We start from the raw sequence: 26,463 nt of genomic DNA on the forward strand, positions 1-26,463 counted from the left end.
CGAGGTCAGGAGGACCGGCTGATGAAGATTTGCAGATGCAACGTTTGCGGCATCGTCCACGAGGCAACATCAGCGTCGGCGCTGGACGGCCTGAGCGAAGAGATGGCTTACGCCCGGACACATTGCCGCCTATGTGAGTCTCCGAGCTCCACATTCGTTCCAATGGCCGACACGCCTGCCTTACCTGCGGGTGACATCGGCTATCCGCTCGCCGTAGTTCCATGGCTGAGCGATGCGCAATTCTGACCAAGCCGCGCACCTCGAGGACGCTTCAACTTGAACGGCCAGCCGTACCTTCACTTCGACGCGCCCACCATTTCCATCAGCGATTGGGCCGCGTTTCTTCTAGCCGTGCCCGGGCTCGGTATGCCGAGCATCCATGTTGTTGGAACCAACCTGCTCACGCGGCGCAGCCGCGTCTCGTCCCCAGTCACGCTAGTCCACCCGTCGAAGCTTCAAGTCGTGACGCAATCCAGGCGCATCTACGAATTGGTCGGCGCTCGCGGTCCCAGAGCCAGGTCCCTCCTGGCGCTCGAGCGCTTGACCGCTACTTGGAACGCCGACGTGGTGGGGGACATCACCAACTGGCTTTTCGAAGAGGGAAACATCAGCACGGCAGGTCTTGCCGGCCGCCCCCGATTCTTCCAGTAGCTTGTGCTTTGAAGGGATGAAGCCACCCACCCCGGCCTGTGAAGCTAGTGCGCGCCCTGGCGTGGGCGCCTGCTCTTCATCAAACCGGCCTTCTTGCAAGCGGACTCGAAGGCGGCGAACTCCTGAAGACGCAGTCGATTTGCGGCAGCCTGCAAGGCATCGAGCTGCGTTCCACCCACCGCATTGACGCCTTGCGCGCGGATGCTGGTCAAACGACTGCCCAACTCGCGCAACTGAAGGGCCTCAGCAATCAGCGCCTCTCCGGCCGCTTTCACGGCGGCGACCGCAGCGTCGACCGGGTGCAGCCGATGCTGCTCCATTTCAGCAGCCAGCTCGGCGCGAACATCGGCCTCGATGCTGCTTCGGACCACCGCCTCGACCTCGCGTCTCGCCGCCAGCTCGGCTTCGAGTCGCCGCTCCTTCTCTCGCTGCGCGGCTAGTTCAGTCTGCGCGAAGGTGCCGTGCAGTTCCAACCAATCCGCAATTTCCGTTCGCACGCCAGCGTCGACTACAAATGGGGTGGCGCAAGCCACCGCAGCTGGCTTGATGTGGACTTCCTCGTCCGCCAAGCCGCTGCGTAGGCGGTCAGGGTTGAGTCGGATATCAACGCTGCCAAGATAGACCGTCCGGGTTCGCTGGGTCATAAGGTCGTATTGATGCGTGACCAGCGTCGCGCGTTGAGCACCGCCGCGTGGCGGTTTGATGATGAAGCGCTTCATTTCGTTAGCTCCCATGGCGTGCGCAAGGCGCGCACGGTGGGTCTAGCTGCCAGGTTTAGCCTGCGCGGTGCAGGAGCAGGCAAGCACCCTCGCCTGCGCGGCTGCGAGGCGACGCCCGCGCAGGTGAACCGCTCCCCGTCACACATACCCGCGCAGGTGCAACCCCTTCCAACCCGCGCGGTGCAGGAGGACGCCGGCAAACTCACCTGCGCGGCTGCGGTTCAATAACCTGCGCAGGTGCGCCGGCCTCCGCCGAACAAACCTGCGCAGGTGGCGGCTGTTCATCCGCGCAGCGTCGGCAACGGCCGTCAGGAGTACCTGCGATGTCTAGCCCGCCGGTTTGCAGAGTTCGCTCAATGTTTTCCCGTCGAAAACGGGCAGTCGAATCATCTTGGGCAGGCCGGCGACCACTTCCTTGATGGGGCGCAGCTTGCCCGCCTGGTCGCCATATTTGGTCGCATAGCCAGGGTTTTTCGCCAACCACGCCATGCGCCGCCCATCCCAGGCCTTGAGCGCTTCGCGATGCAGCTCGATGACCTGGGTTCGGATGCCCGCGAACAAGGGGCGCTCGCGCTGGGCAGCCAGCAGCCCGCGCAGGCCCCACCCGCTGCGCGTGCCGCGCGATTCATCGCCGTACTCCAATCGGTCGCAACTTTGCCGGATGCCCGCGCGCAGTTCTGACATGACCTGAGCGCGCATCTTCCACGTCCAAGTCGATGTGTCCTTCAGGACCGTCGTCTCGCGCTGGGTCTTGCGGTCGACAATCTTCCGCGGCTCCTTCTTCGTCGCGTACAGCAACACGTAGTCGCGGAACTCGATGTGCCCCGCAGCAGCGTGCGCGTTGCTAGCGACGTGGGCGTCCGGCATTGCTGGGTCGGCCAGCCCACCAGGGCCGGCCGTCGACAACAGCCACCAGTAGACGTGCTCTCCGTCCGGGAAGGCGACGAACTGGACGACCGCACGCTCACGGCTACGCGCATAGGCGCGCTGACGGGTGTTCTGTCCAATCGGGTATCGACTTGCGAACTTCGCAACCAGGCCGGGCAGTTTCTCCCGAGGAAGTCGTCCGCCGCACCAGTAGCGGTAGTCCTCTCGGCCCACCAGCAGTTGCAGGTGTTGCATGAGGACGGTGGCATTGCGAGGGACAGGAAGGGCGAGGGCCTCGTGGGCGCTGGCCTCGGAAGGCGGACGATTGTTTTTAGACATGTCCTGTATAGGCACATCGGCCTTCGACGGGGCGTGTAAGACATGTCGAGTCGTACCAGACAATGAGCCCATAAAAAATTTTTGCCCCCTTGAAGGTCCACCCCCCGTTCGTAGCGTTCGTCCGATAGACGCTGGCCACCCGCAGGTCGCTACACGGAACAGGTCACGCGATATACAGCCAATACGTCGCACAGGGTCAAAAAGCGCGCCAACGCTTCCCACAACTCGTTCATCGTCTTGTGAGCAGCGGTCGGTCGCCACCCGACCCTGCTCACGTTCTCGTCTGTCCTTCCGGTGCTCATCGGTTTGCTACCGATGTTGCCGCAGCGCGTGATGCGTCTTAAAAGGGCGCCCGTCACGTGCCGGAAGGGGGGTGGGGAGTAATCCCCAACGGTTTCATCGTTGGGAGTAATCCCCCGCCTCTACTTCATGTCTGCGCCGCCAAGCGCGACGGAGGGAACTCGTGCGATTCGGAAAAGGAGGGTGCGCGGTAAAAAGTGCACCAGGGGCGCAAGCCTGTGACCACTCGGATTCATCATCCGGTGCGAGCTCCTGACTTGTTGAAAGCGGTATGGGATGACCTCGCAAGAGGCGTTCTGAAGTCCGTCGTCGGCGTGCTACCTCGGCCCCTGAGAAGGTTGAGATGCACGACGAAAAGCCACCACGTAGTTCGGCAGGGCAGCGCGAGGCTGATGAAAATCAGTCGAAGCCTGCAGGGCTGGTCATGAAGCCGGGTTTGAATCCGGTGGAAGAGGCTGGCACGGGAGCACAGAGTGAACAGGGTCGCGCCTGGAAGCACTGTGCCTCGCCGAGAGCAAAAGCGTGTAATTGCCTGTGAGAGTGGGCATGTGGAGGGTAAGAACCAGCTAGGGCCTGAAGTGCCTGGAATTCCTGGAAGTGAACCGAGAACGTCGCGATGAGTAACCTCCTGCTTAATGGGTTCGGGGAGGGGAAATCGGTGGATAGCGTCCGAATGCGGTGCGGTTCGTGAGGGACTGGTGGTCTGCTCGTCAAACACAACGGGTCTAACGAAAACGAAATGGGCGGCGGTCCGGTGGAGGTAGCAACCCCGGAAACCAACGCCTATGAGACAACTGCTCGCAGTGAAGGTCGGGCCACCAGCAATGGTGGGTCAGTCCCGAGATGTGAACTGGAGCGTGCGGTTGAGCGGCCGGCGTCATGTGAACCATGGCGTCGAGTCGGAAGGTCTAGACGAGACCAATGTGATGAACGAGACCGCGGGTGGCACCGTGGTCGAGAGGAACGGGCGCCGATGAAAAGGCGCCCACCGACTTCTGCATCGCCTACCAAACGGCGAGTTCGGGTGGCACCGGGCTCGCCGATGGCGACAAGCAGATGAGATGGAACTGAGGGTTGGCACCCGAGGGAACCATCCGTGGAGGGCAAGGCAATTGCCTGTCACGAGACAGGACGAGGGGGCTTCGTACCCCGCCTTGATTCATTGATTCGGAAGCCGGCGGTTCACGCCGCCGGCTCTTCTTCGATGGGTCAGCGCGAAACGACAAACGGCCAACGGCAGAGCCCACCGCGAGGTGGGCTTTGTTCTTTACCGACTCCTATTGCGCACTCGGTCACTGAGAAAAGTCACCCACCAGATACGGAATCAGCGGTGGATTTTCGGGGTCACCATTTACCAAATGCCGACTACGAACGGGAAGGTCGATGCCCTCCGGGACAGCATTGAACTCGTTATCTATGATGACAAATTGGGTCTCGACCAGCTCCCCTGCAGCCAGCTCGTAAACCAATCGGAAGAATGCCGCAATCACCTCCGGGTTCTCGACCGAGCTGACGTTCTTAGTCGGCGTGTCAATGATGAGCACGGGCGGCAACCTGGCGTCACCGGCTCGCGCGCAGACCCTATGCAGCGCTAGCGCGTAGCAGGTCTTGAACAGCGCTTTCATGCCACCGCTTCCGGCGTTGTCGAAGGAAAGCACCACAAGGGCTTCGTTCGCCCCGAGAGGAATGCGTGGATAGAAGGTCGCGGGGTCAATCTCAACGCGATAGTCCGCTCGGACATCTGGAAATTTGGCTCGGACCAGGCAGTCAAGGAATAGTTCGCCCAGAAGGTCAACATTCTTGCGGTCGTTAAAAGCTGACTTCTTGGCGGTCTCGAGCTTGGCCCGCAGTTCGGCTTCATCAATCTTCAACGCCTCTGCCTGCGCCTGTTGCTCCTGGAGCACGTCTGGCAACCTTCGGTACTTCAGCATTGCATCAAGTCGCTGCTCCAGCGTGGCTACCGTGCGCTCGTGCTGCAACGCCTGGGAGAGGAACGCTGAGTCGTACTCCTTCAGCCGTACTTCCAGCGAGCGGTCCGCCGCGTTTCTCTCGGTTGCGATTTCGGCGGCGCGAAGCTGTACAGCCCGCTTTTGAGAACGCATGCGAGCTAAGGTTTCCTTCAACTCTGCTTGACGAGCTCGCAGGTCCTCGTTGACCACGGACTCTCCAAGCGCCCCCGCAGCATCAGTGATGTGCTCAGGCTGCCCGCAAACCACGCAAAGTCCTACCTCTCGGCCCGGGAGGGTTTGCGTGCACCGGGGACACGACGAAAAATCTACGCCACCGAGAACCATCCGCGCAGATGCCGTCCGCTGGAAGCGAACTGAAAGCATCTGCAGTTCGTTCGTATGCCGTTCAAGCTCGCCTATGCGAAGGTCGATATCCGAGGAAGCCTGCTCGAGCGCAATCTGCTCTAGCGCAAGGCGCCTCGCGTGCTCTCTAAGCTCCTCCGCAGCATGCGGCGCTGGCGCACGTTGCTGCCGAGCTACTTGCGCAGCCGCACGCGCGTGGTCGATTTCAGCTTTTGTCGATTCAATCTTCGCGTCGTAGGCATTGATATCGTCCAGACCGGCATCCAGCAGCGCCTTTGCAAGTGCCTGAGCGCCGGACAACAACCCCAAGCGCTGCTCTCGAACCTCCTGAAGACGGGACTCCAACTCTGCAACCTGTTCCGTGCGATAGCCTAGGACATATCGCAGGGCATCAACACTCTTGGCACGGATTGGATAGTTGTCCGAGTCCAACCGAAAGAAGACGTTGTCCATGCCCTCCTGGTCGAGATAGCAAAATCGAAATAGGTCACGGAAGCTCAGGCGCTCAAGTCGCTCGTCAGGGGCTCCCTTACGCCGACGTACATACGGTGGCTCCTCTTTTGCAAGATGGAAGAGCAGGTCGGACAGCACAACAACGCCCGAATCTGGGAGGACCTCATTGGTTCCGGTCCTTGCGGGGACGAGCACCTGCAGCGTCTCATCACCATCCTGCCAGGCCGCCATGACTTGATTCGAGTCCTTGTCACGGTGCAAGGTCACGGGGACATCGTTGACGGACATCTCCAAAGCCGCCGAGACCATTTCCGCCTGCAAGGCAGGCGTCCAGGCGTAACTGCCGCCCAGGCAAAAGTCGATGAGCCGCCCGATGCTGGACTTTCCGGACCCGATAGGGCCGAAAAAGTAGACAACACCCGGTAGGTCGATTCGTTCAATCGACTTGTGGAGCGACAGGTGAAGCTTCTTTAGCGCAAGTCTCATATGGCGATTTCCTCTCCCCACTTCATGTCGGTCAGTTCTGGAAACGTGGCGTAGACAAAGTTCTTCAAATCGGACCCGCTGCGATTGCCAAAACTCTTTGCCACCAGCTTCGCGCGGGTCGCTAGGTTTTCAAGCGGTTCTTGGTCCGCAAGTGCGGTAGCGACGAGGTGTCCCTCCGGCGTAGGCCAGAGCTGAACCGTCTTTCCTTTGACGTCGACGGCCACCAGTCCTCGGGCCGCCATCAATGCGACCCATCGGCGATACCTGTGGTCCCACGGACCATATCGAAATCGAACCATCCTGCTTTCGATGGTCGTCCGCTCGAACTCGGCCACCTCCGCCTTGGCCGGGTCCTTGCCCGCTGCGGTCAGCGCACGCTCAAGGCAATTGGGATAGCGCAGCAGAAAATCGAGCTTTGCAAGTTTCGTTAGACCCTCGACAGGCCGGGCTTTGTCGCCCGCATGCGCGGCCATCAACAGCAGCAGCCTTGCCATGTGCAAGTTGTCGTCCCGCTCAGTTGCTGCGAGCGCGCGTGCAAGTTCAAGCGCCATCTTGGGCCTCCTCTTCCAACGGCGTGCCCCACGCAAACTTGCATTCGCCCGACAGCATGCCGGCGATGCCCATCAGCGTGTCCTTCGGCTCGCGACACACACGCTCCGGCTCCTCCTTCGCGAGGCTGTCCATCCGCTGCAGGATTTGTTTGTAAATCGCCAGGCCACGCGTCTTCTCATCGGCATGGTCGAACGCCAGAGCCTCGATGTCCTTACATTCGACCAACACGGTGCCGAGGAGTTGGTTCGCGATAGCGTCAAAACCATCAGCCTCTAGCAAGGCTCGCTCCATCAAACGCTGGTCGGCCGAGTCCATGCGCATCCGTAGAGGCTCAAATTGACTGCCGAGGTAGGCATTGCGCATCTTTCGGTTCAGGACTTCGACGCGCCCAGGGGTTGACCCAATATCTATGCCTGCTCCACTGTTGACAAACCGGAAGGTTGGCTGCCGAACCCGCGCTACCAACTCGGCCGCCGATTCAGCGGTTATGCATTTGCCTCGGACCGCAACATCGGGGCGTCCATTCGTAGCCAGATATGCGACAGCACCATCTATCCCATCGACCCGCAATCTGCAAGCAGCTTGGACGAGGCCTATCAGCTCATCCCTCAGACGGCAACACAAGACAGTTGTCAGCGCGGCACAGCCAGGCAGCTTAGGAACGATGGAGGCGGCAAAGGTGTCGTCATAGCCGCGGAGGACTGGCCCCTGCGCGAATCTGAGCTTGCGTAGAACTTGGAATAGGACAGTCGCGTCGCCGCCGGTCTTGCCTACAAGGCCTGCGAAGGCAGCTTTATAAGGTTCTTCCAAGTCCGACTGACTTGCGGCACTCGAACAGCACTGGATGAGGCGGTCCGGGCTCGCTGCGAGTGAGTCATCCCTCTTTGTCGTTGCCGCCGGCACGTAGGGTGCGGCATTCGATACGAACTCGTAGCCGTCAATGGCAGTTCCATGCACCTTCTCGAACGCGCAGAAACGAAGGACTGATTCGACCAACGCGTCGTCACTCCACCGCCAGCGCGCGTTCTCACGGCTATCCGTCTTGACCTGGACAGCGACGTAGCGCCCGCTCTGCAACTCCAGCAGATAGTCGTCATGGTGCTCGCACCAAAGTGCGCGAATGGCGCGTGCGCCAGTCAAGCTCTGCGCAAGTAGCCAAACTCCAATAGCCCACTGATAACGAAACCGCTCCTGGGTCTCGTCTCCCCGGTCTGAGGGGGCCGTGGCAAGCCCATCCGCCTGCTCAGGCAACCCAAGTGGCAAGGGTTCATTTTTCTTTCGTCCCATCTGCCCTCCTCCCAAAAATACGCCCAACAGGGCGTCATCCGCTACATCGTCACGAGACCACCCACTCCGCAGACAACGACTCCGCCTGCCTCAACACCGTTTCCGTCGCTTCTTCCTGCCTGTCCGGCGGGTACTTGTAGCGGCGTAGCAGGGTCTTCACCATCACTCGTAGCTTGGCGCGCACCGTCTCGCGCTTGGCCCAGTCCACGGTGACGGACCTGCGCAGGCTCTGCGTCAGCTCCACAGCAATCTTCTTCAGCGTCTCGTCGCCCAGGTCGCGCACCGCCGCCTCGTTCATGGCTAGCGCGTCATAGAAGGCCATCTCGTCTTGGTTGAGCCCCAGGCTCTCGCCGCGTTGCGCGGCAGCCTGGAACTTCTTGGCCATCTCGATAAGCTCTTCGATGACCTGCGCCGTCTCGATGGCCCGGTTGCGGTAGCGGGTCAGGCTTTGCTGCAGCAGTTCCGAGAACTTGGCGCTCTGCACGACGTTGGTCTTGAAGCGTGACTTGATTTCGCCCTTAAGCAGCCGCTCCAGCAGCTCGACCGCCAGGTTGCGTTCCTTCATGTGGCGCACGTCTTCCAGGAACTCATCGGACAGCACGCCGATGTCAGGTCGCTTCAGGCCGGCGGCCGAGAAGATGTCGATGACCTCGTCGCTGACCACCGCACGGCTAATGATTTGCCGCAGCGCGTGTTCCTTCTGTTCGTCGGTCAGCTTCTTGTCGGTGCCTGCATGCTTGGTCAGCGCTGCCTTGACCGCTTGCAAGAAGGCCAGTTCGTCACGGTAGGCCAGCGCCTCATCCAATGTGCAGCACAGCGCGAAGGCCTTGCTGGCCGCAAGCACCGTGTCGGCGAAGCGCTTCTTGCCGTCGTCCAACCCCAGCACATGGTTGGCTACCGCCGGCAGGCGTTGCCACGCCTTGCTGCGGAAGTCGGCGTAGTCCACACCGTGCAGCATGTCGTGCAGCACGTCCATCTGCTCCTGCAGCACGGCCAACGCGTCGTGCGCGTCGATGGTGGGCTTGCCGCGCCCCTGGGCCTGGGTGTAGTCGGCCAGCGCCGCCTTCAGCTCATTGGCGATGCCGATGTAGTCCACCACCAGACCGCCGGGCTTGTCCTTGAAGACGCGGTTCACCCGCGCGATGGCCTGCATCAGGTTGTGGCCCTTCATCGGCTTGTCTGCATACATGGTGTGCAGGCAGGGCGCATCGAAGCCAGTCAGCCACATGTCGCGCACGATGACCAGCTTGAACGGGTCGGCCGGGTTCTTGAAGCGCGTTTCCAAGCGCTTGCGCACGTCCTTGGGGTAGATGTGCGGCTTCAGCAGTGCCTTGTCGGAGGCAGAGCCCGTCATCACCACCTTGATTACGCCCTGCATCGGGTCATCGCTGTGCCAGTCGGGCCGCAGCGCGACGATGGCGTTGTAGAGGTGCACGCAGATGTCGCGGCTCATCGCCACGACCATTGCCTTGCCGTCCATCGCCGTCAGCCGGTTCTCGAAGTGGGCCACGATGTCGGCTGCGACCTTCTGCACGCGTGGCGGCGCGCCCACCAGTTGCTCCAGCGCCGCCCAGCGACGCATCTTGGCCACCTTGGCGGCGTCACCCTCCTCGTCCTCTGTCAGCTCGTCCACCTCGTTGTCGAGTTGCGTGGCGTCGGCCTCCTTCAGTTCCAGGCGGGCCAGCCGGCTCTCATAGTAGATGGGCACGGTGGCGCCGTCGCGCACCGCCTGCTCGATGTCGTAGATGTGGACGTAGTCGCCGAACACAGCGCGGGTATCGCGGTCGTGCTGACTGACAGGCGTGCCGGTGAAGGCCACGAAGGTGGCGCCGGGCAGCGCGTCACGCAGGTATTGGGCATAGCCGTAGCGAACGGCGCTGGCGGCCTGGTACTCGGCGCGCGGCTCGGCCACCTGCAACGCCTGGCCGTCATTGGCAGCTGGCGGTGCCGCCCGGTCATTAACGAGGCGCGCCTCGAAGCCGTACTGGCTGCGGTGCGCCTCGTCGCAGATGACGACGATGTTGCGACGGTCCGAGAGCACCGGGAACGTGTCCTCATCCTCCCCCGGCGTGAACTTCTGGATGGTCGTGAAGATGATGCCGCCCGAGGGCCGGTTGGCCAGCAGGCGCCGCAGCTCGGGCCGGGTGTCTGCCTGAGCCGGCGTCTCGCGCAGCATCTCGCTGGCGGCGGCGAACACGCCGAAGAGCTGGTTGTCCAGGTCGTTGCGGTCAGTCACTACCACCAGGGTCGGGTTGCCCATGTCTGGGTGCGCCATCAGCGCGCCGGCCAGGCAGGTCATCTCGATGCTCTTGCCCGCGCCCTGGGTGTGCCATACGACGCCGCCCTTGCGCGTGCCTCCAGGCTTTGATGCCGTCAGCACGCTCTGCACCACGGCCCGCACCGCGTGGAACTGGTGGTAGCCGGCCACCTTCTTGACCAGCCGGCCTTCGTCCTCGAACAGCACGAAGTGGCGCAGGTATTCCAGCAGCAGTTCGCGCTGGAACAGGCCCAGCACCAGAGTCTCCAGCTCGCGCATGGCGCCCAGCGGGTCGGTGGCCACGCCGTCGATGGTGCGCCAGGCCATGAAGCGCTCGCGGTCACTGGTCAGCGAGCCCATGCGCGCCTGAATCCCATCGCTGATGACCTGCAGCACATTGGCGTGGAACAGGTCTGGGATGTCCTGCTGGTAGGTCTGGAGTTGGTTCCAGGCCGCCCAGATATCGGCGTCCTCGTCCCCGGGGTTCTTCAGCTCGACGACGACCAACGGCAGGCCGTTGACGAACAGGACCACGTCGGGCCGGCGCGTGAGCTTGGGTCCCTGCACGCTGAATTGATTGACGGCCAGCCAATCGTTGGCCGCGACGTCGACGAAGTCCAGCAGCCGCACGCGGTCGCCGCGCGTCTCGCCGTCCTTCTGAAACTCTACCGGCACGCCGTCCACCAGCCAGCGGTGCATCTGGCGGTTGGCATTCACCAGGCCTGGCACGTTGGGATTCAGCACGCGGCGCAGCGCGTCGTCGCGGGCGCCAGGCGGGATGTCCGGGTTCAGCCGCGCGATGGCCTCGCGCATCCTGCCGGGCAGCAGCACCTCGCGGTAGCTGGCGCGGTCGCTACCGGGCGTGCGGGCATCGGGCGGGGAGATGTCGGGGCCGTGGGCGGTAGCCCAGCCCAGGCCGGCCAGCCATTCCATCGTGGCCTGTTCGACAGCATCCTCGCTGATGCCCTGGTTCATGCGGTGATTTCCTCGATTTGGCGTCGGGTCTCGGGGAGGCGGAGCCTTCCGGAGATGAGGCGGGGTAAAAGGCTGTCGCGAAGCTCGGTCAGGGTTTTCGCCTGAAGCCTGTTCTCGCCGACCTTCCCCAGCAACGGGCGAGCAGCGTCAGTGAATGCCCTGGCAATCGAACCCGGCGCTACAGTCAAGTCGAGCGCGGCAACTTGGTCAGGTTTTACACGCTGGTGGCTATTGGACGTTCCCGTCACCAAGGTGCGGACAGACGCCTCGAAGGAGGCTCCCGCAAGCACGCAATAGACGAGCTCACTGCTTGCAGCTTCGCGCGCAACCCAGGGCAGAAATTCGGTGGAGCAGACGGCCGTTTCGCCTATACGTGAAGGTAACCAGACGCGAGGAATGTGCGGATTTAACTTCGACTGAAGAACAGCGCCGGCCGGTACCCGCGTCTTGTTGCTCTTGATGGTCTCACCACGCTCGAATACTGGCAGTTGCTCCGCGTCAAAGGCGGGAAGGCTGTAGTGCTCGAACTCCTCGTCCGGCGCGGCGAGCGGGTTGACTGAGCCCTTCGCCAACTCGGCGAGGTCACCGAACTTTCCAAGCCTCCACCCCTTCGGAATTAACCCCTGCGCCGATTCCTCGAACTCTGCGGGGAACAGCACCGCCGTGGCGGCGTCCATGCCGTCAGGCTCACGGTTCTCGGCCTTGGCCCGCACCGGGTCGAAGTCGATGAACCAGCTCTTGAACAGGGCTTGGGCGATGGATTCGAGGGTGGCGTTGGTTTGGCGCAGGAGGTCGATGCGGCTCTCCAACGCGTCTAGTACTGTTGCGGCCTCTTCCTGAACTTGAATTGCTGGAAGGTCGAACTCGAAGTCACAGATTCGCGACGGCGACGTGTGCCTCACCGTGGAGCCGGTCGCTGACCCGACAACCCATGCTCGGTACTCGGAAGTACGCATGAGGTAATGCAGCCAAGCCTTCGAGACCTTCTTTGGCTGAAGCACCTCTACAAGGCCGACTCGCTGGTTGTGAAGATACCGCCGTTGATGATGCTTCGGCACGACCGCGCCATAGCCCAAAGTGTCTGCCGCTCGGCTCAGGTCGGTCATGGTGACGACCAAGCTTCCTGGCTTAAGGATGTACTCCTCCGGCACCGGGCCGCGATAGAACTTCAGCTTGGTGTCTTGAAACCCCCCTCCAATCGCGAAGTTACCTGGCGTCAGCAATACATCTGACGTCGGCTCGTCGACGAAGTGCTCGCCCTTGAAGGCGAATCCATGCTTCACACGGATGAGGTCACTGAGCTTCACGCGGACGCCCTCAGACCGCATAGCCCATCACCCCCAGCTTCTCCCGAATCACAGCGTCCAGTTCTGCGCCCTTCGCCATCTGCTCGGCGAGCTGAGCGGTCAGCTGCTCCATCTTCTCGTTGAAGGCCTCGTCGTCGTCCTCGGCCGCCTCGGCGCCAACATAGCGCCCCGGCGTCAGCACATGGCCGTGTTCGGCAATCTCGGACAGCTTCACGGCGCGGCAGAAGCCGGGCACGTCAGCATAGAGCTCGTCGGCACCGTCCTCGCCATCGGCGCGCCAGCGGTGCACGGTGGCGGCGATGCGGGCCACGTCCTCGTCGTCGAACACGCGGTTCACGCGCGTATCCATGCGGCCGAGCTTGCGAGCGTCGATGAACAACACCTCGCCGCGCCGGTCACGGGCGGGGGATTTTGAGTCCCCTGCGGCAGCGCGGCCGCTCTTGTCCCGGGCTAGGAACCACAGGCACGCAGGAATCTGCGTGTTGAAGAACAGCTGCGGCGGCAGCGCCACCATCACATCCACCACGTCGGCCTCGACCATGGCGCGGCGGATGTCACCCTCGCCGCTTTGGTTGGACGACATGCTGCCGTTGGCCAGCACCACACCGGCCTGGCCTCGGGGGCTGAGGTGGTGGAGGATGTGCTGCAGCCAGGCGTAGTTGGCATTGCCGGCCGGCGGCGTGCCATAGGCCCAGCGCCGGTCCTCGGCCAGGCGCTCGCCGCCCCAGTCGCTGATGTTGAAGGGCGGGTTGGCCAGCACGTAGTCGGCGCGCAAGTCGGGGTGCTGGTCGCGGTGGAAGGTGTCGGCCGGCTCCTTGCCCAGGTCGGCTGCGAAGCCACGGATGGCCAGGTTCATCGCGACCAGGCGCCAGGTGGTGGGGTTGGCCTCCTGGCCATAGATGCTGATGTCGTCGGCCTTGCCGCCGTGTGCCTCGATGAACTTCTCGCTTTGCACGAACATGCCGCCGGAGCCGCAGGCCGGGTCGTAGACGCGGCCCTGGTGCGGCGCCAGCACTTCCACCAGCACCTTCACCACCGAGGCCGGCGTGTAGAACTGGCCGCCCTTCTTGCCCTCGGCGCTGGCGAACTGGCCGAGGAAGTATTCGTAGACCTCGCCGAGCAAGTCCTTGGCGTGGTGGCCCTCGCCGAAGCCGATGGTGGACACCAGGTCCACCAGTTCGCCCAGGCGGCCGGGTTCGAGCTGCGTGCGGCCGAAGCGCTTGTCGAGGATGCCCTTGAGGCGCGGGTTGTCGGCCTCGATGGCTTCCAGGGCGGCGTCGATGCGCACGCCGATGTCGGCCTGCTTGGCCTGGGCGCGGATGGCCTCCCAGCGCGCCGAGCCCGGCACCCAGAAGACGTTGGCCATCGTGTAGTAGTCCCGCTCTTCCAGCGCCTCGGCGTGGTCTGCCGCGTCCGGGAGGTGGAGCTCGCCGGCTTCGTCTGCGAATGCAGCCAGCAGCTGACTGCGGCGCTCGTCGAAGGCGTCCGAGATGTACTTGAGGAAGATGAGGCCGAGGACGATGTGCTTGTACTCGGCGGCATCCATGCTGGAGCGCAGCTTGTCAGCGGCAGCCCAGAGGGTTCTCTTGAGGTCTTGATTCATTCAAACTCGGTCGGATATCCCCGACCGCATCCCTGATATTTGTCCATGAATGTAACGGGCATTACCGCCTTCAGAGCCAGTGGAAGTGCGAGGGTCGTGATGCTCACCTCCTGATGGTTAACCATCGCCCGGCCGGCAGGCTTACCAGGCATCAAGCGACGGAGCTTTTCAATAGCGCCCTGCGACGGGAAGAGTTCCGATAGGAGGTGGTTTTAGCCCCCCCTGCCGGATATAAAACTGCGTGGGCTCCGCCACCCCCTTCATACACAGGGACGCGACTTGGAGGGGGGTCAACTTTTTGCGTACGTTCGCGCCGTATTGATGGAGACACCCAGCTCAGCTGAGATTTGACGCATCGTGCTTCCCGCAGCCAGCAGTTGTCTCGCCGACATCTTCTGGAGTTCGCGCTGAGCTCGCACCTCGGCCAGCGTCGGTCGACCTGCCTCGCGGCGCTTCTCGGCGTGACGCTCAGCATTGCGCCGCCTCGACTCGGCCTCGCTCAGGATGGCCCTCATCTGCCGCTCCTCGGCTGGCTCAATTTGGAGCCTTTCGACCAAGGTGGCGTTCTTGAAGACGTACCTTGGGTCGACGTCCTTCCCTTCGAAATGGACCTTCTCCCCGCGGGCCGCTTTGGCGGCTCGCTGCAGCGCAGCGCTCGTCTTCGCGAGTAGCTTTTCTTCGGTCCAGTCGGGCACGAACTCTCTGCCCAAGCTGAGCACCTCGCTCTCCAAGCTGGTGACATACACAGAATGGGCCAGAAAGCACGAGGACAGGAACATGAAGTTGTCGCGCTGCCCGTCGGGAACCCCTTGCTTATCCCAGCCCCTGAGCTCAACCAGGCGGCGCAGGTCTTGCAAGCGATTCCAGTTGAGGTGTGCTGCGGACAAGCGATGGCCGCCAAACAACCTGCTGGTCTTACCAGTACCTGCCTGAGCTTCCAAAAGCAGCGAGCGGTCCGGCTGCTCGTCGTTGGCCGCGTCCATGATGCGCCCGACTTGGAATCCTTCGTCGCGGCTCACCGACAGCTGTTTGATGCGGTCCCTGCTGAGCGGCAGCACACGCTCAGCCAAGTCATCGAAGCACCACCCAATCTGCCCGTTCGTCAGGCGCATGCTGCCGCCCGCCACGGTGCTTGCACGGTGAAGGATGTGCACAACGGTTCCAGAGGCCTTGTTGATGGTGCCTTCCAGGCGCAGCACGCGCGACGCATCTATCGAGTTCCTGTCAGCGCCAAACTCGCTCAACTGCGCGACGAGCTCGCGCTGCACGGCCTGCCATCTGGGAAGTCCGGCCTGGGGTACCGGGGTTGAAAGCAGCCATTTGAGATGCAGCCCTCGCCCCGAACTCAGAACAAGGCTGGGCTCAGGTAGACCGAGGTCTTCCAGAGTCATGATGACCAGGCCGCACAGGTGGGCGGGACTCATGTGCTTCAGATGGTCTTTGCTGTAGGTATCCAAGTCGCTGAAAACGACGGGCATACGCAGGAGATTGACGGTTCGCCGATTTGCCCGGGAGAACACGCCCTGACTGATGTAGTGCGCGTCGGCATCCGGACGAAGGTTCTGCAGCGCGTCAGCAAGTGTCGCCAGCGATGTAGACCCCTCCGTCCATTGCTTACCGCGTTTGGAGTCCAGCGAAACGAAACCGAACTTCGATGTGTCGTGATACAGGAAGGGCTCTGCCTCGGCCCAGGACCGAGAGTGCGCAAGAGAAGAGGACATATGGGCTCCGCGTGATGGCGGATAAAAGCCCGGTTGCTACACATTTCATTGGCTACCCCGCCACGCCCCGAACCGATGCCTGCCAAGACAAAACGGTTCGGGGCTTTGTTTTAGGCCCACATCGTGCGGGCCATATGTGCGTGTAGCCATCGCGGTTTTAGCTTCCAAAAACAGGAAGCAGGCTCTCGGCGGAACCAATTTCACAAACCCTTCGCCACGGATATTTCCGCAAGGAGCATTGCGAGTCCAGAAGGCTAAAACATCGCACTAGACCCCTTGGGCAATGTAGCTCTCTTACCAAGAAGGTCGAAATGTTTGCAATCATGAGAATATTTGTCAGTTCCGCCGCTGGCACCGAATCGCTTTACTTCACCAAATGGCTTTGCTCCGCCCAACTCGGGGAAGGCTCTAGCGTCTTGCTGGAGGGCTCGTCCTCCCACGACACAGAGGACGACACTTGGAATTCCGACGCCAATCTTCGGCATCCACTCGAATCTGAATCAGGGGATACCGAACAAATAGCGCTGCTTGAATTCGAAATGGAGCAAGCTTGCGCATTTCACGTGGGCGCGGAAATTCACGCTCGCCTTATGGATGGGACTTTAACGCCAACACAATTTAACGCCTAATTTAGGCTACACGCCTGTCTGGCGGACTTTCAAAGCTCCCTCTCGGGAGCTTTTCCATGCCCACAAAATACACGGTCGAGCGGATTGACATTAGCTTTCTGGGCACGGTCATTTCTCCCATGAGATATGTACCACCTTGAATTCAACGCACGCGTATCCTCAAGAGGCTAAAACCGGGAGCTTGACAAATTAGGCGTTCCGCCTGCTCAGAGAGGAAATAGCATGTTTGAAATCAAGGAAATATCGGTCACTAGCGCCACAAACACCGAGTCGATTCAAGTTGCACAGTGGCTATGTTCAATTGAACTGGACGACGCGCTCACCGTCCTTATCGAGGGTCGTTCGGCACACAACATCGAAGACGAGGAGGACTGGTACAGCAACGCGACCATTCGTTATCCGGCCAGCGCGAAAGCATGCGACATCCACCTGCTGGATTTGGTCGGATGTGATGTCGAGAATGAATGCGCGCTTCGTGTAGGCACGGAAATCCAGACGCGGCTCCTGAACGGCAGTATTTCGTCGATGGCCAAGCGGGTTTAGTCAGCGCCCGGCCCTCATCATTCAAAAAGCCCCTCAGGGGGCTTCTTTTCGCGCGCTCATGAAGGCTGAGGAAGCTTTCGTGAGCTGGCTTTTAGCGCATCAACCCCAAGGGCGTGAACAACGAAAAGGCCCGCATCGCTGCGGGCCTTAAATTACGGACGCATCGCTACCTCGTTGAGCAGTCCGGCAAAAGTGCTTCTCGAAGGCTCCAAGTCATGCGGCAGAAGCGGCGAAAAGCTCTCACGGGGAGCATGCCCGTCAGCCACTGCGTCCCGCAAGCGCCACCGCCCATCCATCAGAGACGCCAAGCCGGCCACCATCGAAAGATAGCCTCCGCGCTCTGCGGCCATGCCCTCGCCTTCATTCAGGTGCGAAATGAGTCCGAGGTCAATTTCAAGACCCAGGACAGCGCCCGGCGCGGCGCCGAGATAGCGCAAGGCCAAGAGCACTGTGCGCCGCTGCCCCAGTTCCCGAAGCCAACTCTCCACCTCACTCGCGGCAAGCGGCAGGACGATTTGGTGCTGCCAGCCAGGGGCAGTCAACCTCAACACGAGATGACGGCCGACATCCTCCACAGCGACCTCGGTCAGATGCATGGCCGGCGGGACCCGCGCTGCACACAACTGTTCCCACAGGTCCCGGTGCACGGTCGAAGACAAGACCCATGGGCCATTCCTCGAACCATCTATGGGGTCACCAGGACCGGCCGCCGCATCTCGCTCCAGGGAGCTGAGACCGAAGCACCCTCTTGCCACGAGCCCCATGCCGCTGATAAGCGCTTCTCTAAGAACGCTAGATTTCACGTTTGACCTTTGTTGCACGCCGGGTTGGCGCACAACGTGTAGCCACGGCGTGCCTTCGATAGCTCGTTGGACGAATCGCGCCGCTACGTTGACCTGGAAGCCTCCAGGCCTTGTTTCCAACGCTGCGCCTGTGCTCGGACGCCCGCGAACACGGCTTCCGCCGTGCGTGGAGGGAACTCAGCTGGAAGTTTTGCCTGCACAGCGGCTATTGCCGGCTCGACTCGTTGCATTGTTGTCAGCATGTCTTCCCACACGCCATCGACCCCAGCCTTTGCGGCAACGCCGTGCCAGTGGCGCGTCTGGATGCTGTGAAGTGTGTAGTGGACGTTCTTGGACCGGATGGCCATGGCGAGCTTTGCGGCCCGCCACGGCACCTGATTGGCGGCTTCACCAACGACGGGCCACACGGAAATGACGTCGTAGAGCGGCGTCATGCGATAGCGCCCGTCTGGCAACAGAAACACCGAGAAGTTCTTGGCGTGCCCATCCGTTGCAGCCAGCAGCCAGAAAGCCAATTGCGTGCAAAGGAAGTTGGAGAGGTCCGACCTCGGGGCCTGGCTGGCCAGAATGATTTGCGCGCAACGCTGCATGCCCGGCCCGCCGCTGCTTTCGTACTTGGCGCTTGATGGCAGGCCCAAGACCTGACAGAAGTCCTCTTGCGGTAGCCGCGCAATCCAGCGCTGACCATCGGAGGGCCGAGTGGCCCAAGCCCTGTCGAAGCGCTCCACCACCAAAGCCATCTGCCCGCCAAAGCGAGCCATCTCCGTGTTCGCCACCGGCAGGCCCAGCTCTTTCAAGAACTGAGCACAGAGCCATTCGTTCTGCACAGAATGGGTCAGGTCCAGGCGCCGACCGCCCACCAAGCCCAACGGCAACTTGATGATGTGAGTGGTCGGCGTTGCGCCCAGCGGCTTGCACCATTGGCCGTCCAGGCGCAGCAGGGCGGTTTTCTCTTGCGCCCCGGCGATGGAGATGCGGAAGTCGTCCACATTCTGGTCCGCGCCCAAGCCCGGGCTACCTACGACGCCGTGCAGGTGCTGCTCGATGGCCGCGTCGCTCATCGGCTCGCACTCGACGTTGTCGAAGCCGGTTGGTGCCCTATCAGGCGGCAGCAACTGCACTGCGCCCACGCAGTCCCTTCCTATCGCTTGCAGCAGTTCAAACGCCTCCGTGGAGTTCGTCTTGAAGCGCGTGGCGACACGCCGGCGAATCCGGTCGTCGTCTGGCAGGAGATTGTCGAAATAGTTGACGACGAGCTCGCCAGAAACCGTCCGGTCCGGGGTGATGGGCATGGACAAGGACAGCGGTCGCACTCGGGGCGAGCTCAACCAAGTGCTGTCGTACGTGAAGCGGTGGTTCCCGGTTCGGCCGCGATGCCAAACGCCCACATGCTCGCCGTTCATCCAGACCCAAAGTTCGCGCAGCTTCTCAGCCATGAAGAGCCCTCAAGCGCAAAGAGCTCACCATTGGCCCTTGGGAGAGTCCGACTCGTCGCCAGGAACAGGAGGCGCAGTTGCAACGTCCTCGACGCGCGGCGTGCCCCCACCCTGCTCAACGCTTGCGACGGAAGCTGCATCTGTTGGAGCCTGCCCATCTCTCACGACCAATTGCGCATTGAGTCGAGCCAGAACCTGCAGCAATTGCTCAACGCTCACCGCACCCGGATTCGCTTCAATGTCGGCGATGCGGGATTGGCCGACCCCCAGCCGCTTGGCGAGGTCAGCCTGCGTCATGCCACGCGCCTTGCGCAGGGAGCGCAGGTACTGCTTGAGCTGCCCAATGATGGCGACGGGGTAGTCCATGGCTGCAGCTTATCTCCCAAGGGCGATATTTGCAATATATCTCCTTAAGAAGATATTTTCTAAAAATCTCCTAAAGGCGATATTCTCACTAAATCGCTCTTAACCGATAACGGATGGGTCGAGTGTGCCCAACGCAAGCACCCATCAAGCCTCTTCCAAGGCAATGCTGGCCTGGGCCTGAGCTTGAAGCTTGGCCAGTTCACGCTCGACGATGCTTTGAGCCTCCTTGGTCGCCCTCCTCCTGGGACCCGAGGACTTCAGGAGACCAGCCTCCACAACATCGATGTGCGGAGCGTCAGCCGGCTCCACAGGGGCGGACATGGAAGCCCGGTCGGACATCGGCTCCGGCCCCGTCGCTTTGAGGTACTGGTCGAGCCAGCCATAGAAGCAGTCTGGGTGCCAGAGAACGCCGCGGCCGAGGTGTTTCGGGGCCGGAATCCGGCCCTCTTGGACCCAGTTATCGACAGTACGGAGAGAGACATCAAGCAAGTCAGCGATGTCTTGTCTGTGAAGTGGCTTGAAGGGGGCGGTCATGAGAAACCTTGGCTGTGGACACCCCGAGTCAAGCTAGAAAGTTTTAGTCAAGGGTTGGCGGCAGCCGGCGGTTTCAGGCCTCGACCAAGCACGTCTCGATGGACAAACAGTGTCCCGCCAAAGCCTCGACCGCCGGCCGTGCTGTATGCGGCGGGAGCGTCCTTCGTTGGCCTGGCACAGCGCCGAAAGTGCTACTTTTATAGGCAACCGTAGGGACCAAATCAGTGGCAAATCAGTGGCAGATGGCGCATTTCTGCCACTGCATGCAGGTGCGCGCAACGACGCGCAGCAAAACGCAAGTTGTTGATTTAAAATGACTTGGCTATTTTCTAGGAGCACGCAGAAGCTCAAAAATAGAAGTCATGACCCATTCGGGACGTAGAGGCCGGAGGTTCGAATCCTCTCACCCCGACCAGAATTTCCTTGTTTATCAAGGACCTGCAAAAGCCGCGGACTCCGCGGCTTTTTGCATTGGGGAATGTCACGGGCCAAGAAAATGGCATTGGCGGGCACAGAATGCCTGAACGCCAAGAGGCCAACCCGCGTCTCCAGCCACCATGTCAATTCAGCTCGACCAGCGAGCGTGAGGCGCACCCAGCCTGACCGCACGTCGCCGCACCAACGTGGCGGCTTCCGCCTACGCGTCGGCACCGCTGACGACATCAGTCCGTTCTGGCCCGAGCTGCCAAACGTGCCTTCAGCAGGATGGTCGTGAACTCTTTTCCCGTCACCGCCACGGACGCCTCTGCGGCGCTCAAGACGGCGCGAACGGACATTCACATCTGCTGAAGGCTGCTTTCGCCATACAAAACACGGGCAATCTCCCCCACAATGCCCCCATGAAATCCAAAGAGGCGCCGCAGACCCCGGCGATCCAGGTGCTGGAACGCATGTTCGCGCTGCTGGACGTCCTGGCGAGCCACCAGGACCCGGTCTCGCTGAAGGCGTTGTCCGAGGCCACCGGCCTACACCCCTCCACGGCGCATCGCATCCTCAACGACCTGACGCTGGGTCGTTATGTCGACCGCCCCGAGGCCGGCAGCTATCGACTGGGCATGCGCATGCTGGAGCTCGGCAACCTGGTGAAGGCCCGATTGGATGTGCGCGACGCGGCGTTGCCGGCCATGCGCGAACTTCACAAGTTCACGCATCAGCCAGTCAACCTGTCGGTGCGCCAGGGCGACGAGATCGTCTACATCGAACGAACCTACTCCGAGCGCTCGGGCATGCAGGTCGTGCGTGCCGTGGGGGGGCGCGCACCGCTGCATCTGACCTCGGTCGGCAAGCTGTTCCTGGCCGGCGATGACAGCCCACGCGTGCGGGCCTACGCCGCGCGAACCGGCCTGGCCGGCCACACGCGCAACAGCTTGACGGAGGTCGGCGCTCTCGAGCGCGAGCTGGCCACCGTGCGCCAGCGTGGCATCGCCCGCGACGATGAAGAGCTGGAGCTGGGTGTGCGCTGCATGGCGGCCGGCATCTACGACGACCAGGCCAAGCTGGTGGCGGGCTTATCCATCTCCGCCCCGGCCGACCGACTTGAAGAGAACTGGGTCGTGCGATTGAAGGAAACCGCCGCCCAGATTTCGTCCGCCCTCGGCTACCGGGCCTGAACACCGAACCCACCAAGCAAAAGCGGCGCACAAGCGCCGCTTTCTGGTTCAGGAGGCGTCGTCGGCCCTAGAGCTTGGTCGCCGGTCCAGGCACCGTCTCAACAGCCTGCTCCGACAGCCACTTGCGCATGCGCTCCGCATCGGCAATCCGCGAGGCTTTGCCGCTGGAATCCAGGAACACCATGATCAGTTGACGACCGGCCATGCGGGCCTGCATGACCAGGCATTTGCCGGCCTCGTTGATGAAGCCGGTCTTCTGCAGGCCGATGTCCCACAACGGGTTGGACAACAGACCATTCGTCGAGCGGAACTGCACCAGGCGCTTACCCAGCGCAACGCGCGCCTCACGCGACGTCGACAGGTCACGCAGCAGCGGCACCTGGCTGGTCACGTTGACGAGCTTGGCCAGATCGGCGGCGCTGCTCTGGTTGCGGCTCGACAGCCCCGTGGGCTCGACGTAGTGCGTGTCGGCCATACCCAGGCTCTGCGCCTTGGCGTTCATGGCGGCGACGAAGGCGTCCAGCCCGCCGGGGTAGTTGCGGCCCAGCGCGTGGGCGGCGCGGTTCTCGCTGGACATCAGCGCCAGATGCAGCATGTCGCCGCGCGTCAGCGTCGTGCCAAAGGCCAGGCGCGAGCCCGTGCCTTTCTCGGTGTCCTTGTCGTCCTCGGTGACCGTCAGCTTCTCGTCCATCGACAGGCCGGACTCGACGACCACCAGCGCCGTCATCAGCTTCGTGATGGACGCAATGGGCAGCACAGCCTGGGGATTCTTGGAGAAGAGCACCTCGTTGGTGTTCTGGTCGAGCACATAGGCCACGCTCGACCGCAGCGCGAGCGGGTCTTCCACGGCATGCAGGCCCGCAGCCATGCCGAAGGTCGGAACGGCGGGGGCGACGGGCTTGCGCACCGCAACGGGCCGAACCTTGCGAACCTGGGATGCGGCAGGCTTGGCCTTGATGACCTTGGTCTTGCTGGCGGTGGCGGCCTCGGCGGTGCCCACGAACGCAAGGGCAAGGCTCAAGAAAGCAACGGCAAAAGTCTTCAACGGAGTCCCCAACAGCAGGGCGGCAGTGTAAGCGCCGCCAAAAACATCAACAAGATAAGAACTTAAGCGCGATATCTCAAGTCAAGTCTCGTTCCGATTCCAGCCATTCGCCAGAACCGCAGCCGGCTCAACGCCGCCAAGTAGGCCTTGGCTGACAAGCTAGGGATATCGGGGTCAGCCCCGAGGTGCCAATCAGCCACGCCACCCGGCGGTTCAACCGGATTCTGAGGGTAGCCGCACCGGCCCTAGCCTCAAGCAACCGGATGATTACGCGGCAGATTCCACGCCTGGGGAAACGGCGCGCAGGGGGCGGCAACGGTTACGTCGCTTACCGCCTTCCGCGCATGTCAGGAGGTTCAGCCCTGAGCCGCGACCCGCTCCACCTTGCTCCGCAGCTTGTTCAGCGCGCTGAGATAGGCTTTGGCGGAGGCCACCACGATGTCCGGGTCGGCGCCCACGCCGTTGACCACGCGGCCGGCATGCTGCAGCCGCATCGTCACCTCGCCCTGGGCCTCGGTGCTGCCGCCGGTGATGGCGTTGACCGAATACAGCAGCATTTCCGCACCCGACTCGACCACCGACTCGATCGCCCTGAGCGTGGCATCCACCGGGCCGTTGCCCTCGCTCTCGGCACGGTGCTCCTGCGAGCCCACCGCGAAGACGACGGCCGCATGCGGGCGCTCGCCGGTTTCGCTGCGCTGCGCCAGCGACAGCAGCCGGAAGTGCTCCTGCTCGGCGGTCACGGATTCATCCATGACGAGGGCGATGATGTCCTCGTCGAAGATCTCGTTCTTGCGGTCGGCCAGGTCTTTGAAGCGCTGGAAGGCCGCATTGACCTCACCCTCGCTCTCCAGCTGGATGCCCAGTTCCTGCAAGCGCTGCTTGAAGGCGTTGCGGCCCGACAGCTTGCCAAGCACGATCTTGTTGGCGGCCCAGCCCACGTCCTCGGCGCGCATGATCTCGTAGGTGTCGCGCGCCTTCAGCACGCCGTCCTGGTGGATGCCGCTGGCGTGCGCGAAGGCGTTGGCGCCGACGACGGCCTTGTTGGGTTGCACGACGAAGCCGGTGGTCTGAGACACGAGCTTGGAGGCCGGCACGATCTGCGAGGTCTCGATGCCCACGTCAAGCCCGAAGTAGTCGCGCCGCGTCTTGACGGCCATGACGACTTCTTCGAGCGAACAGTTGCCCGCGCGCTCGCCCAGGCCGTTGATCGTGCATTCGATCTGGCGGGCGCCGCCGATCTTCACGCCGGCCAGCGAGTTGGCGACGGCCATGCCCAGATCGTTGTGGCAGTGCACGCTCCAGATGGCCTTGTCGCTGTTGGGCACCTTCTCGCGCAGGCGGCGGATGAAGTCGCCGTACAGCTCGGGGATGCCGTAGCCGACGGTGTCGGGGATGTTGATCGTGCCCGCACCTTCCTGGATGACGGCCTCGCAGACGCGCGCCAGGAAGTCGATGTCCGAGCGGTAGCCGTCCTCGGGCGAGAACTCGATGTCGCCACACAGGTTGCGCGCGAAGCGCACCGCCAGCGTCGCCTGCGCCAGCACCTGCTCGCGCGTCATGCGCAGCTTCTTCTCCATGTGGAGTTCGCTGGTGGCGATGAAGGTGTGGATGCGAGCGCGGCTGGCCCCGGCCAGCGCCTCGGCGGCGCGGGCGATGTCGCGGTCGTTGGCGCGGGCCAGCGAGCAGACGGTGCTGTCCTTGACGGCCGCCGCGATGGCCTTCACGGCCTCGAAGTCGCCGTTGCTGGACGCTGCGAAGCCGGCCTCGATGACGTCGACCTTCATGCGTTCGAGCTGGCGCGCGATGCGCAGTTTTTCCTCGCGCGTCATCGACGCGCCGGGCGACTGCTCGCCGTCACGCAGCGTGGTGTCGAAGATGATGAGCTTGTCGGTCATCGCACGTTCTCCTCTCGTTGTTGGGGCACGGCCAGCTCGGCACGCGACAGGCCGGACAGGATGGCCTGCATGGACGCACGCACGATGCTGCCATCGACGCCGACGCCATAACGCGTCTGGTCACCGACCCGGATCTCCAGGTAAGCCACCGCCCGCGCATCCGCACCGCTGCCGATGGCGTGCTCGTGATAGTCCAGCACACGCACATCCTGCCCCAGGCGGGTCGACAGTGCATGCACGAAAGCGTCGATGGGGCCGTTGCCCTCGCCCTGCACATGGCCCATCCAGCCGCCCAGCACGACCTCGGCCGACAGTCGCATCGCGCCGCCCGCCTCCTCGGTCATCTGCGGCTGCACGACCGAGGCAGCCGCATTGCCGATGCCGTATTCGCGCTCGAAGATGCCGTAGATGTCGGAGGCCGTCAGCTCCTTGCCGGCGTCGTCCATGACGCGCTGCACGACCTGGCTGAACTCGATCTGCAGGCGCCGCGGCAGCTCCAGGCCGTACTCGGCCTCGAGCAGGTAGGCGATGCCGCCCTTGCCCGACTGGCTGTTCACGCGGATGACGGCGTCGTAGCTGCGGCCCAGGTCCTTGGGGTCGACCGGCAGGTAGGGCATGTCCCAGAGGTCGCCCTCCTTGCGTGCCGCGAAGGCCTTCTTGATCGCATCCTGGTGCGAGCCGGAGAAGGAGGTGTACACGAGATCGCCCACGTACGGATGGCGTGGGTGGACCGGGATCTGCGTGCAGTGCTCAACGCAGCGGCGCACCTCGTCGATATCCGAGAAGTCCAGCTGCGGGTCCACACCCTGGGTGTAGAGATTGAGTGCGATGTTGACGAGGTCGACGTTGCCTGTGCGTTCACCATTGCCGAACAGGCAGCCCTCGATGCGGTCAGCGCCGGCCATCAAGGCCAGCTCGCCCGCCGCCGTGCCGGTGCCGCGGTCGTTGTGCGGATGCACGGACAGCACGATGGCGTCACGGCGCTCGAGATGGCGGTGCATCCACTCGATCATGTCCGCGAAGATGTTCGGCGTGCTGTGCTCGACGGTGGACGGCAGGTTGATGATGCATTTGCGCTCGGGTGTCGGCTCCCACACGGCGGTCACCGCATCGACGACGCGCTTGCTGAACGCCAGCTCGGTGCCGGAGAACATCTCGGGCGAGTACTCGAAGCGCCAGTCCGTGCCCGCCCGTGCGGCGGCCAGCGCCTTGATCTGGCGGGCATGCGAGGCCGCGAGTTCCACGATGCCGTCCTCGTCCTGCCCCAGCACGACGCGCCGCATGATGGGCGCGACGGCGTTGTAGACGTGCACGATGACGCGCCGGGCGCCGTCCAGCGATTCGAAGGTGCGCTCGATCAAGTGGGAACGCGCCTGCGTCAGCACCTGGATGGTCACGTCGTCGGGGATGTGGCCGCCGTCGATGAGCAGGCGGATGAAGTCGAACTCGGTCTGCGACGCCGACGGGAAACCGACCTCGATCTCCTTGAAGCCGATCTTCACCAGCTGCTGGAACATGCGCAGTTTGCGGCCGATGTCCATGGGCTCGATGAGCGCCTGGTTGCCGTCACGCAGGTCGGTACTCAGCCAGATCGGCGCGCGGGTCAGCACCGCGTCGGGCCAGGTGCGGTCCGGCAGTGAGATCGGGGCGAAGGGTCGGTACTTGAGCTGCGGTTGCTTCAACATGGTGTCCATCCTGGGGTGGGTGGCGCAACCGGCAGCCTTGGAAAACACGAACGGCCCGCTGCGGTTGCAAACGGGCCGTTGGGGT

At 62.6% G+C, this 26,463-nt stretch carries 20 protein-coding genes; 4 read left to right on the forward strand and 16 right to left on the reverse strand.

Annotated elements, in window-relative coordinates:
• Positions 1 to 276: 276 nt before the first annotated feature.
• Complete coding sequence (locus ACG00X_RS16245; RefSeq protein WP_394489280.1) at positions 277 to 651, forward strand: hypothetical protein; 375 nt, start codon at positions 277 to 279, stop codon at positions 649 to 651.
• A gap of 44 nt (positions 652 to 695) precedes the next feature.
• Here the strand turns inward: ACG00X_RS16245 and ACG00X_RS16250 are convergent, their stop codons facing one another.
• The 9 genes from ACG00X_RS16250 to ACG00X_RS16290 form a co-directional block, all read right to left on the reverse strand.
• Entirely contained in the window at positions 696 to 1,370 is a 675-nt protein-coding gene (locus tag ACG00X_RS16250; protein WP_394489282.1) for a hypothetical protein, read from the reverse strand.
• A gap of 327 nt (positions 1,371 to 1,697) precedes the next feature.
• Positions 1,698 to 2,492, reverse strand: a complete 795-nt coding sequence (locus ACG00X_RS16255) for a hypothetical protein (RefSeq protein ID WP_394489284.1) — start codon at positions 2,490 to 2,492, stop codon at positions 1,698 to 1,700.
• Between the two features lie 1,676 nt (positions 2,493 to 4,168).
• Positions 4,169 to 6,127 (reverse strand): hypothetical protein, encoded by a 1,959-nt coding sequence (locus tag ACG00X_RS16260; protein WP_394489286.1) that lies wholly within the window; start codon positions 6,125 to 6,127, stop codon positions 4,169 to 4,171.
• Positions 6,124 to 6,678 carry a hypothetical protein gene (locus tag ACG00X_RS16265; protein WP_394489288.1) on the reverse strand — a complete coding sequence of 185 codons (555 nt, stop codon included), beginning with the start codon at positions 6,676 to 6,678 and terminating at the stop codon, positions 6,124 to 6,126. Before ACG00X_RS16265 ends, ACG00X_RS16260 begins: the two co-directional genes overlap by 4 nt.
• A complete protein-coding gene (locus ACG00X_RS16270) occupies positions 6,668 to 7,966 on the reverse strand; it encodes a dsDNA nuclease domain-containing protein (protein ID WP_394489290.1) in 1,299 nt (432 codons plus the stop codon). Before ACG00X_RS16270 ends, ACG00X_RS16265 begins: the two co-directional genes overlap by 11 nt.
• Before the next feature lie 49 nt (positions 7,967 to 8,015).
• Positions 8,016 to 11,198 (reverse strand): type I restriction endonuclease subunit R, encoded by a 3,183-nt coding sequence (locus ACG00X_RS16275; RefSeq protein ID WP_394489292.1) that lies wholly within the window; start codon positions 11,196 to 11,198, stop codon positions 8,016 to 8,018.
• Entirely contained in the window at positions 11,195 to 12,505 is a 1,311-nt protein-coding gene (locus ACG00X_RS16280) for a restriction endonuclease subunit S (protein WP_394489294.1), read from the reverse strand. The genes ACG00X_RS16275 and ACG00X_RS16280 overlap by 4 nt, the downstream gene beginning before the upstream one ends.
• 10 nt (positions 12,506 to 12,515) lie before the next feature.
• A complete protein-coding gene (locus ACG00X_RS16285; protein WP_394489296.1) occupies positions 12,516 to 14,108 on the reverse strand; it encodes a class I SAM-dependent DNA methyltransferase in 1,593 nt (530 codons plus the stop codon).
• Between the two features lie 290 nt (positions 14,109 to 14,398).
• Complete coding sequence (locus ACG00X_RS16290) at positions 14,399 to 15,829, reverse strand: MalT transcriptional regulator family protein (RefSeq protein WP_394489298.1); 1,431 nt, start codon at positions 15,827 to 15,829, stop codon at positions 14,399 to 14,401.
• A 311-nt stretch (positions 15,830 to 16,140) separates the two neighbouring features.
• On the opposite strand from ACG00X_RS16290, the gene ACG00X_RS16295 reads away from it, so the two are divergent.
• Both ACG00X_RS16295 and ACG00X_RS16300 read left to right on the forward strand, forming a co-directional pair.
• Positions 16,141 to 16,458, forward strand: a complete 318-nt coding sequence (locus tag ACG00X_RS16295; RefSeq protein WP_394489300.1) for a hypothetical protein — start codon at positions 16,141 to 16,143, stop codon at positions 16,456 to 16,458.
• Positions 16,459 to 16,680: 222 nt separating this feature from the next.
• Positions 16,681 to 17,001 carry a hypothetical protein gene (locus ACG00X_RS16300; RefSeq protein ID WP_394489302.1) on the forward strand — a complete coding sequence of 107 codons (321 nt, stop codon included), beginning with the start codon at positions 16,681 to 16,683 and terminating at the stop codon, positions 16,999 to 17,001.
• A 152-nt stretch (positions 17,002 to 17,153) separates the two neighbouring features.
• Here ACG00X_RS16300 and ACG00X_RS16305 read toward each other — a convergent pair whose 3' ends face one another.
• From ACG00X_RS16305 to ACG00X_RS16320, 4 genes are all read right to left on the reverse strand, one after another.
• Complete coding sequence (locus ACG00X_RS16305) at positions 17,154 to 17,597, reverse strand: hypothetical protein (RefSeq protein ID WP_394489304.1); 444 nt, start codon at positions 17,595 to 17,597, stop codon at positions 17,154 to 17,156.
• Positions 17,598 to 17,887: 290 nt separating this feature from the next.
• The gene (locus ACG00X_RS16310; protein WP_394489306.1) at positions 17,888 to 19,240 is read right to left on the reverse strand and encodes a type II toxin-antitoxin system HipA family toxin; all 1,353 of its coding nucleotides are present in this window, start codon (positions 19,238 to 19,240) and stop codon (positions 17,888 to 17,890) included.
• Positions 19,241 to 19,264: 24 nt separating this feature from the next.
• Positions 19,265 to 19,606: a helix-turn-helix domain-containing protein gene (locus tag ACG00X_RS16315; protein ID WP_394489308.1), complete on the reverse strand. Its 342-nt coding sequence runs from the start codon at positions 19,604 to 19,606 to the stop codon at positions 19,265 to 19,267.
• Between the two features lie 144 nt (positions 19,607 to 19,750).
• Positions 19,751 to 20,140 (reverse strand): helix-turn-helix transcriptional regulator, encoded by a 390-nt coding sequence (locus tag ACG00X_RS16320; RefSeq protein WP_394489310.1) that lies wholly within the window; start codon positions 20,138 to 20,140, stop codon positions 19,751 to 19,753.
• Between the two features lie 839 nt (positions 20,141 to 20,979).
• Here ACG00X_RS16320 and ACG00X_RS16325 point away from each other — a divergent pair.
• On the forward strand, positions 20,980 to 21,750 hold the full coding sequence (locus tag ACG00X_RS16325) for an IclR family transcriptional regulator (protein WP_394489312.1): 771 nt from the start codon (positions 20,980 to 20,982) through the stop codon (positions 21,748 to 21,750).
• Positions 21,751 to 21,817: 67 nt separating this feature from the next.
• Here the strand turns inward: ACG00X_RS16325 and pbpG are convergent, their stop codons facing one another.
• The 3 genes from pbpG to leuA all read right to left on the reverse strand — a co-directional run bounded on the left by pbpG (position 21,818) and on the right by leuA (position 26,378).
• A complete protein-coding gene (gene pbpG, locus ACG00X_RS16330; RefSeq protein ID WP_394489314.1) occupies positions 21,818 to 22,771 on the reverse strand; it encodes a D-alanyl-D-alanine endopeptidase in 954 nt (317 codons plus the stop codon).
• Positions 22,772 to 23,151: 380 nt separating this feature from the next.
• Entirely contained in the window at positions 23,152 to 24,693 is a 1,542-nt protein-coding gene (locus ACG00X_RS16335; RefSeq protein WP_394489318.1) for a 2-isopropylmalate synthase, read from the reverse strand.
• The gene (gene leuA, locus ACG00X_RS16340; RefSeq protein WP_394489320.1) at positions 24,690 to 26,378 is read right to left on the reverse strand and encodes a 2-isopropylmalate synthase; all 1,689 of its coding nucleotides are present in this window, start codon (positions 26,376 to 26,378) and stop codon (positions 24,690 to 24,692) included. Before leuA ends, ACG00X_RS16335 begins: the two co-directional genes overlap by 4 nt.
• Between the last annotated feature and the right edge of the window lie 85 nt (positions 26,379 to 26,463).

It is taken from the genome of Pelomonas nitida, from assembly GCF_043555975.1.
GTDB lineage: Bacteria > Pseudomonadota > Gammaproteobacteria > Burkholderiales > Burkholderiaceae_C > Pelomonas > Pelomonas nitida.

Excerpts from the sequence above, each read along its gene's own strand:
- ACG00X_RS16250 (WP_394489282.1), bottom strand. The coding sequence starts at position 1,370 with ATGAAGCGCTTCATCATCAAACCGCCACGCGGCGGTGCTCAACGCGCG.
- ACG00X_RS16255 (WP_394489284.1), bottom strand. The coding sequence starts at position 2,492 with ATGCAACACCTGCAACTGCTGGTGGGCCGAGAGGACTACCGCTACTGG.
- ACG00X_RS16260 (WP_394489286.1), bottom strand. The coding sequence starts at position 6,127 with ATGAGACTTGCGCTAAAGAAGCTTCACCTGTCGCTCCACAAGTCGATT.
- ACG00X_RS16265 (WP_394489288.1), bottom strand. The coding sequence starts at position 6,678 with ATGGCGCTTGAACTTGCACGCGCGCTCGCAGCAACTGAGCGGGACGAC.
- ACG00X_RS16270 (WP_394489290.1), bottom strand. The coding sequence starts at position 7,966 with ATGGGACGAAAGAAAAATGAACCCTTGCCACTTGGGTTGCCTGAGCAG.
- ACG00X_RS16275 (WP_394489292.1), bottom strand. The coding sequence starts at position 11,198 with ATGAACCAGGGCATCAGCGAGGATGCTGTCGAACAGGCCACGATGGAA.
- ACG00X_RS16285 (WP_394489296.1), bottom strand. The coding sequence starts at position 14,108 with ATGAATCAAGACCTCAAGAGAACCCTCTGGGCTGCCGCTGACAAGCTG.
- ACG00X_RS16290 (WP_394489298.1), bottom strand. The coding sequence starts at position 15,829 with ATGTCCTCTTCTCTTGCGCACTCTCGGTCCTGGGCCGAGGCAGAGCCC.
- ACG00X_RS16295 (WP_394489300.1), top strand. The coding sequence starts at position 16,141 with ATGTTTGCAATCATGAGAATATTTGTCAGTTCCGCCGCTGGCACCGAA.
- ACG00X_RS16300 (WP_394489302.1), top strand. The coding sequence starts at position 16,681 with ATGTTTGAAATCAAGGAAATATCGGTCACTAGCGCCACAAACACCGAG.
- ACG00X_RS16305 (WP_394489304.1), bottom strand. The coding sequence starts at position 17,597 with ATGCATCTGACCGAGGTCGCTGTGGAGGATGTCGGCCGTCATCTCGTG.
- ACG00X_RS16310 (WP_394489306.1), bottom strand. The coding sequence starts at position 19,240 with ATGGCTGAGAAGCTGCGCGAACTTTGGGTCTGGATGAACGGCGAGCAT.
- ACG00X_RS16315 (WP_394489308.1), bottom strand. The coding sequence starts at position 19,606 with ATGGACTACCCCGTCGCCATCATTGGGCAGCTCAAGCAGTACCTGCGC.
- ACG00X_RS16320 (WP_394489310.1), bottom strand. The coding sequence starts at position 20,140 with ATGACCGCCCCCTTCAAGCCACTTCACAGACAAGACATCGCTGACTTG.
- ACG00X_RS16325 (WP_394489312.1), top strand. The coding sequence starts at position 20,980 with ATGAAATCCAAAGAGGCGCCGCAGACCCCGGCGATCCAGGTGCTGGAA.
- ACG00X_RS16335 (WP_394489318.1), bottom strand. The coding sequence starts at position 24,693 with ATGACCGACAAGCTCATCATCTTCGACACCACGCTGCGTGACGGCGAG.
- leuA (WP_394489320.1), bottom strand. The coding sequence starts at position 26,378 with ATGTTGAAGCAACCGCAGCTCAAGTACCGACCCTTCGCCCCGATCTCA.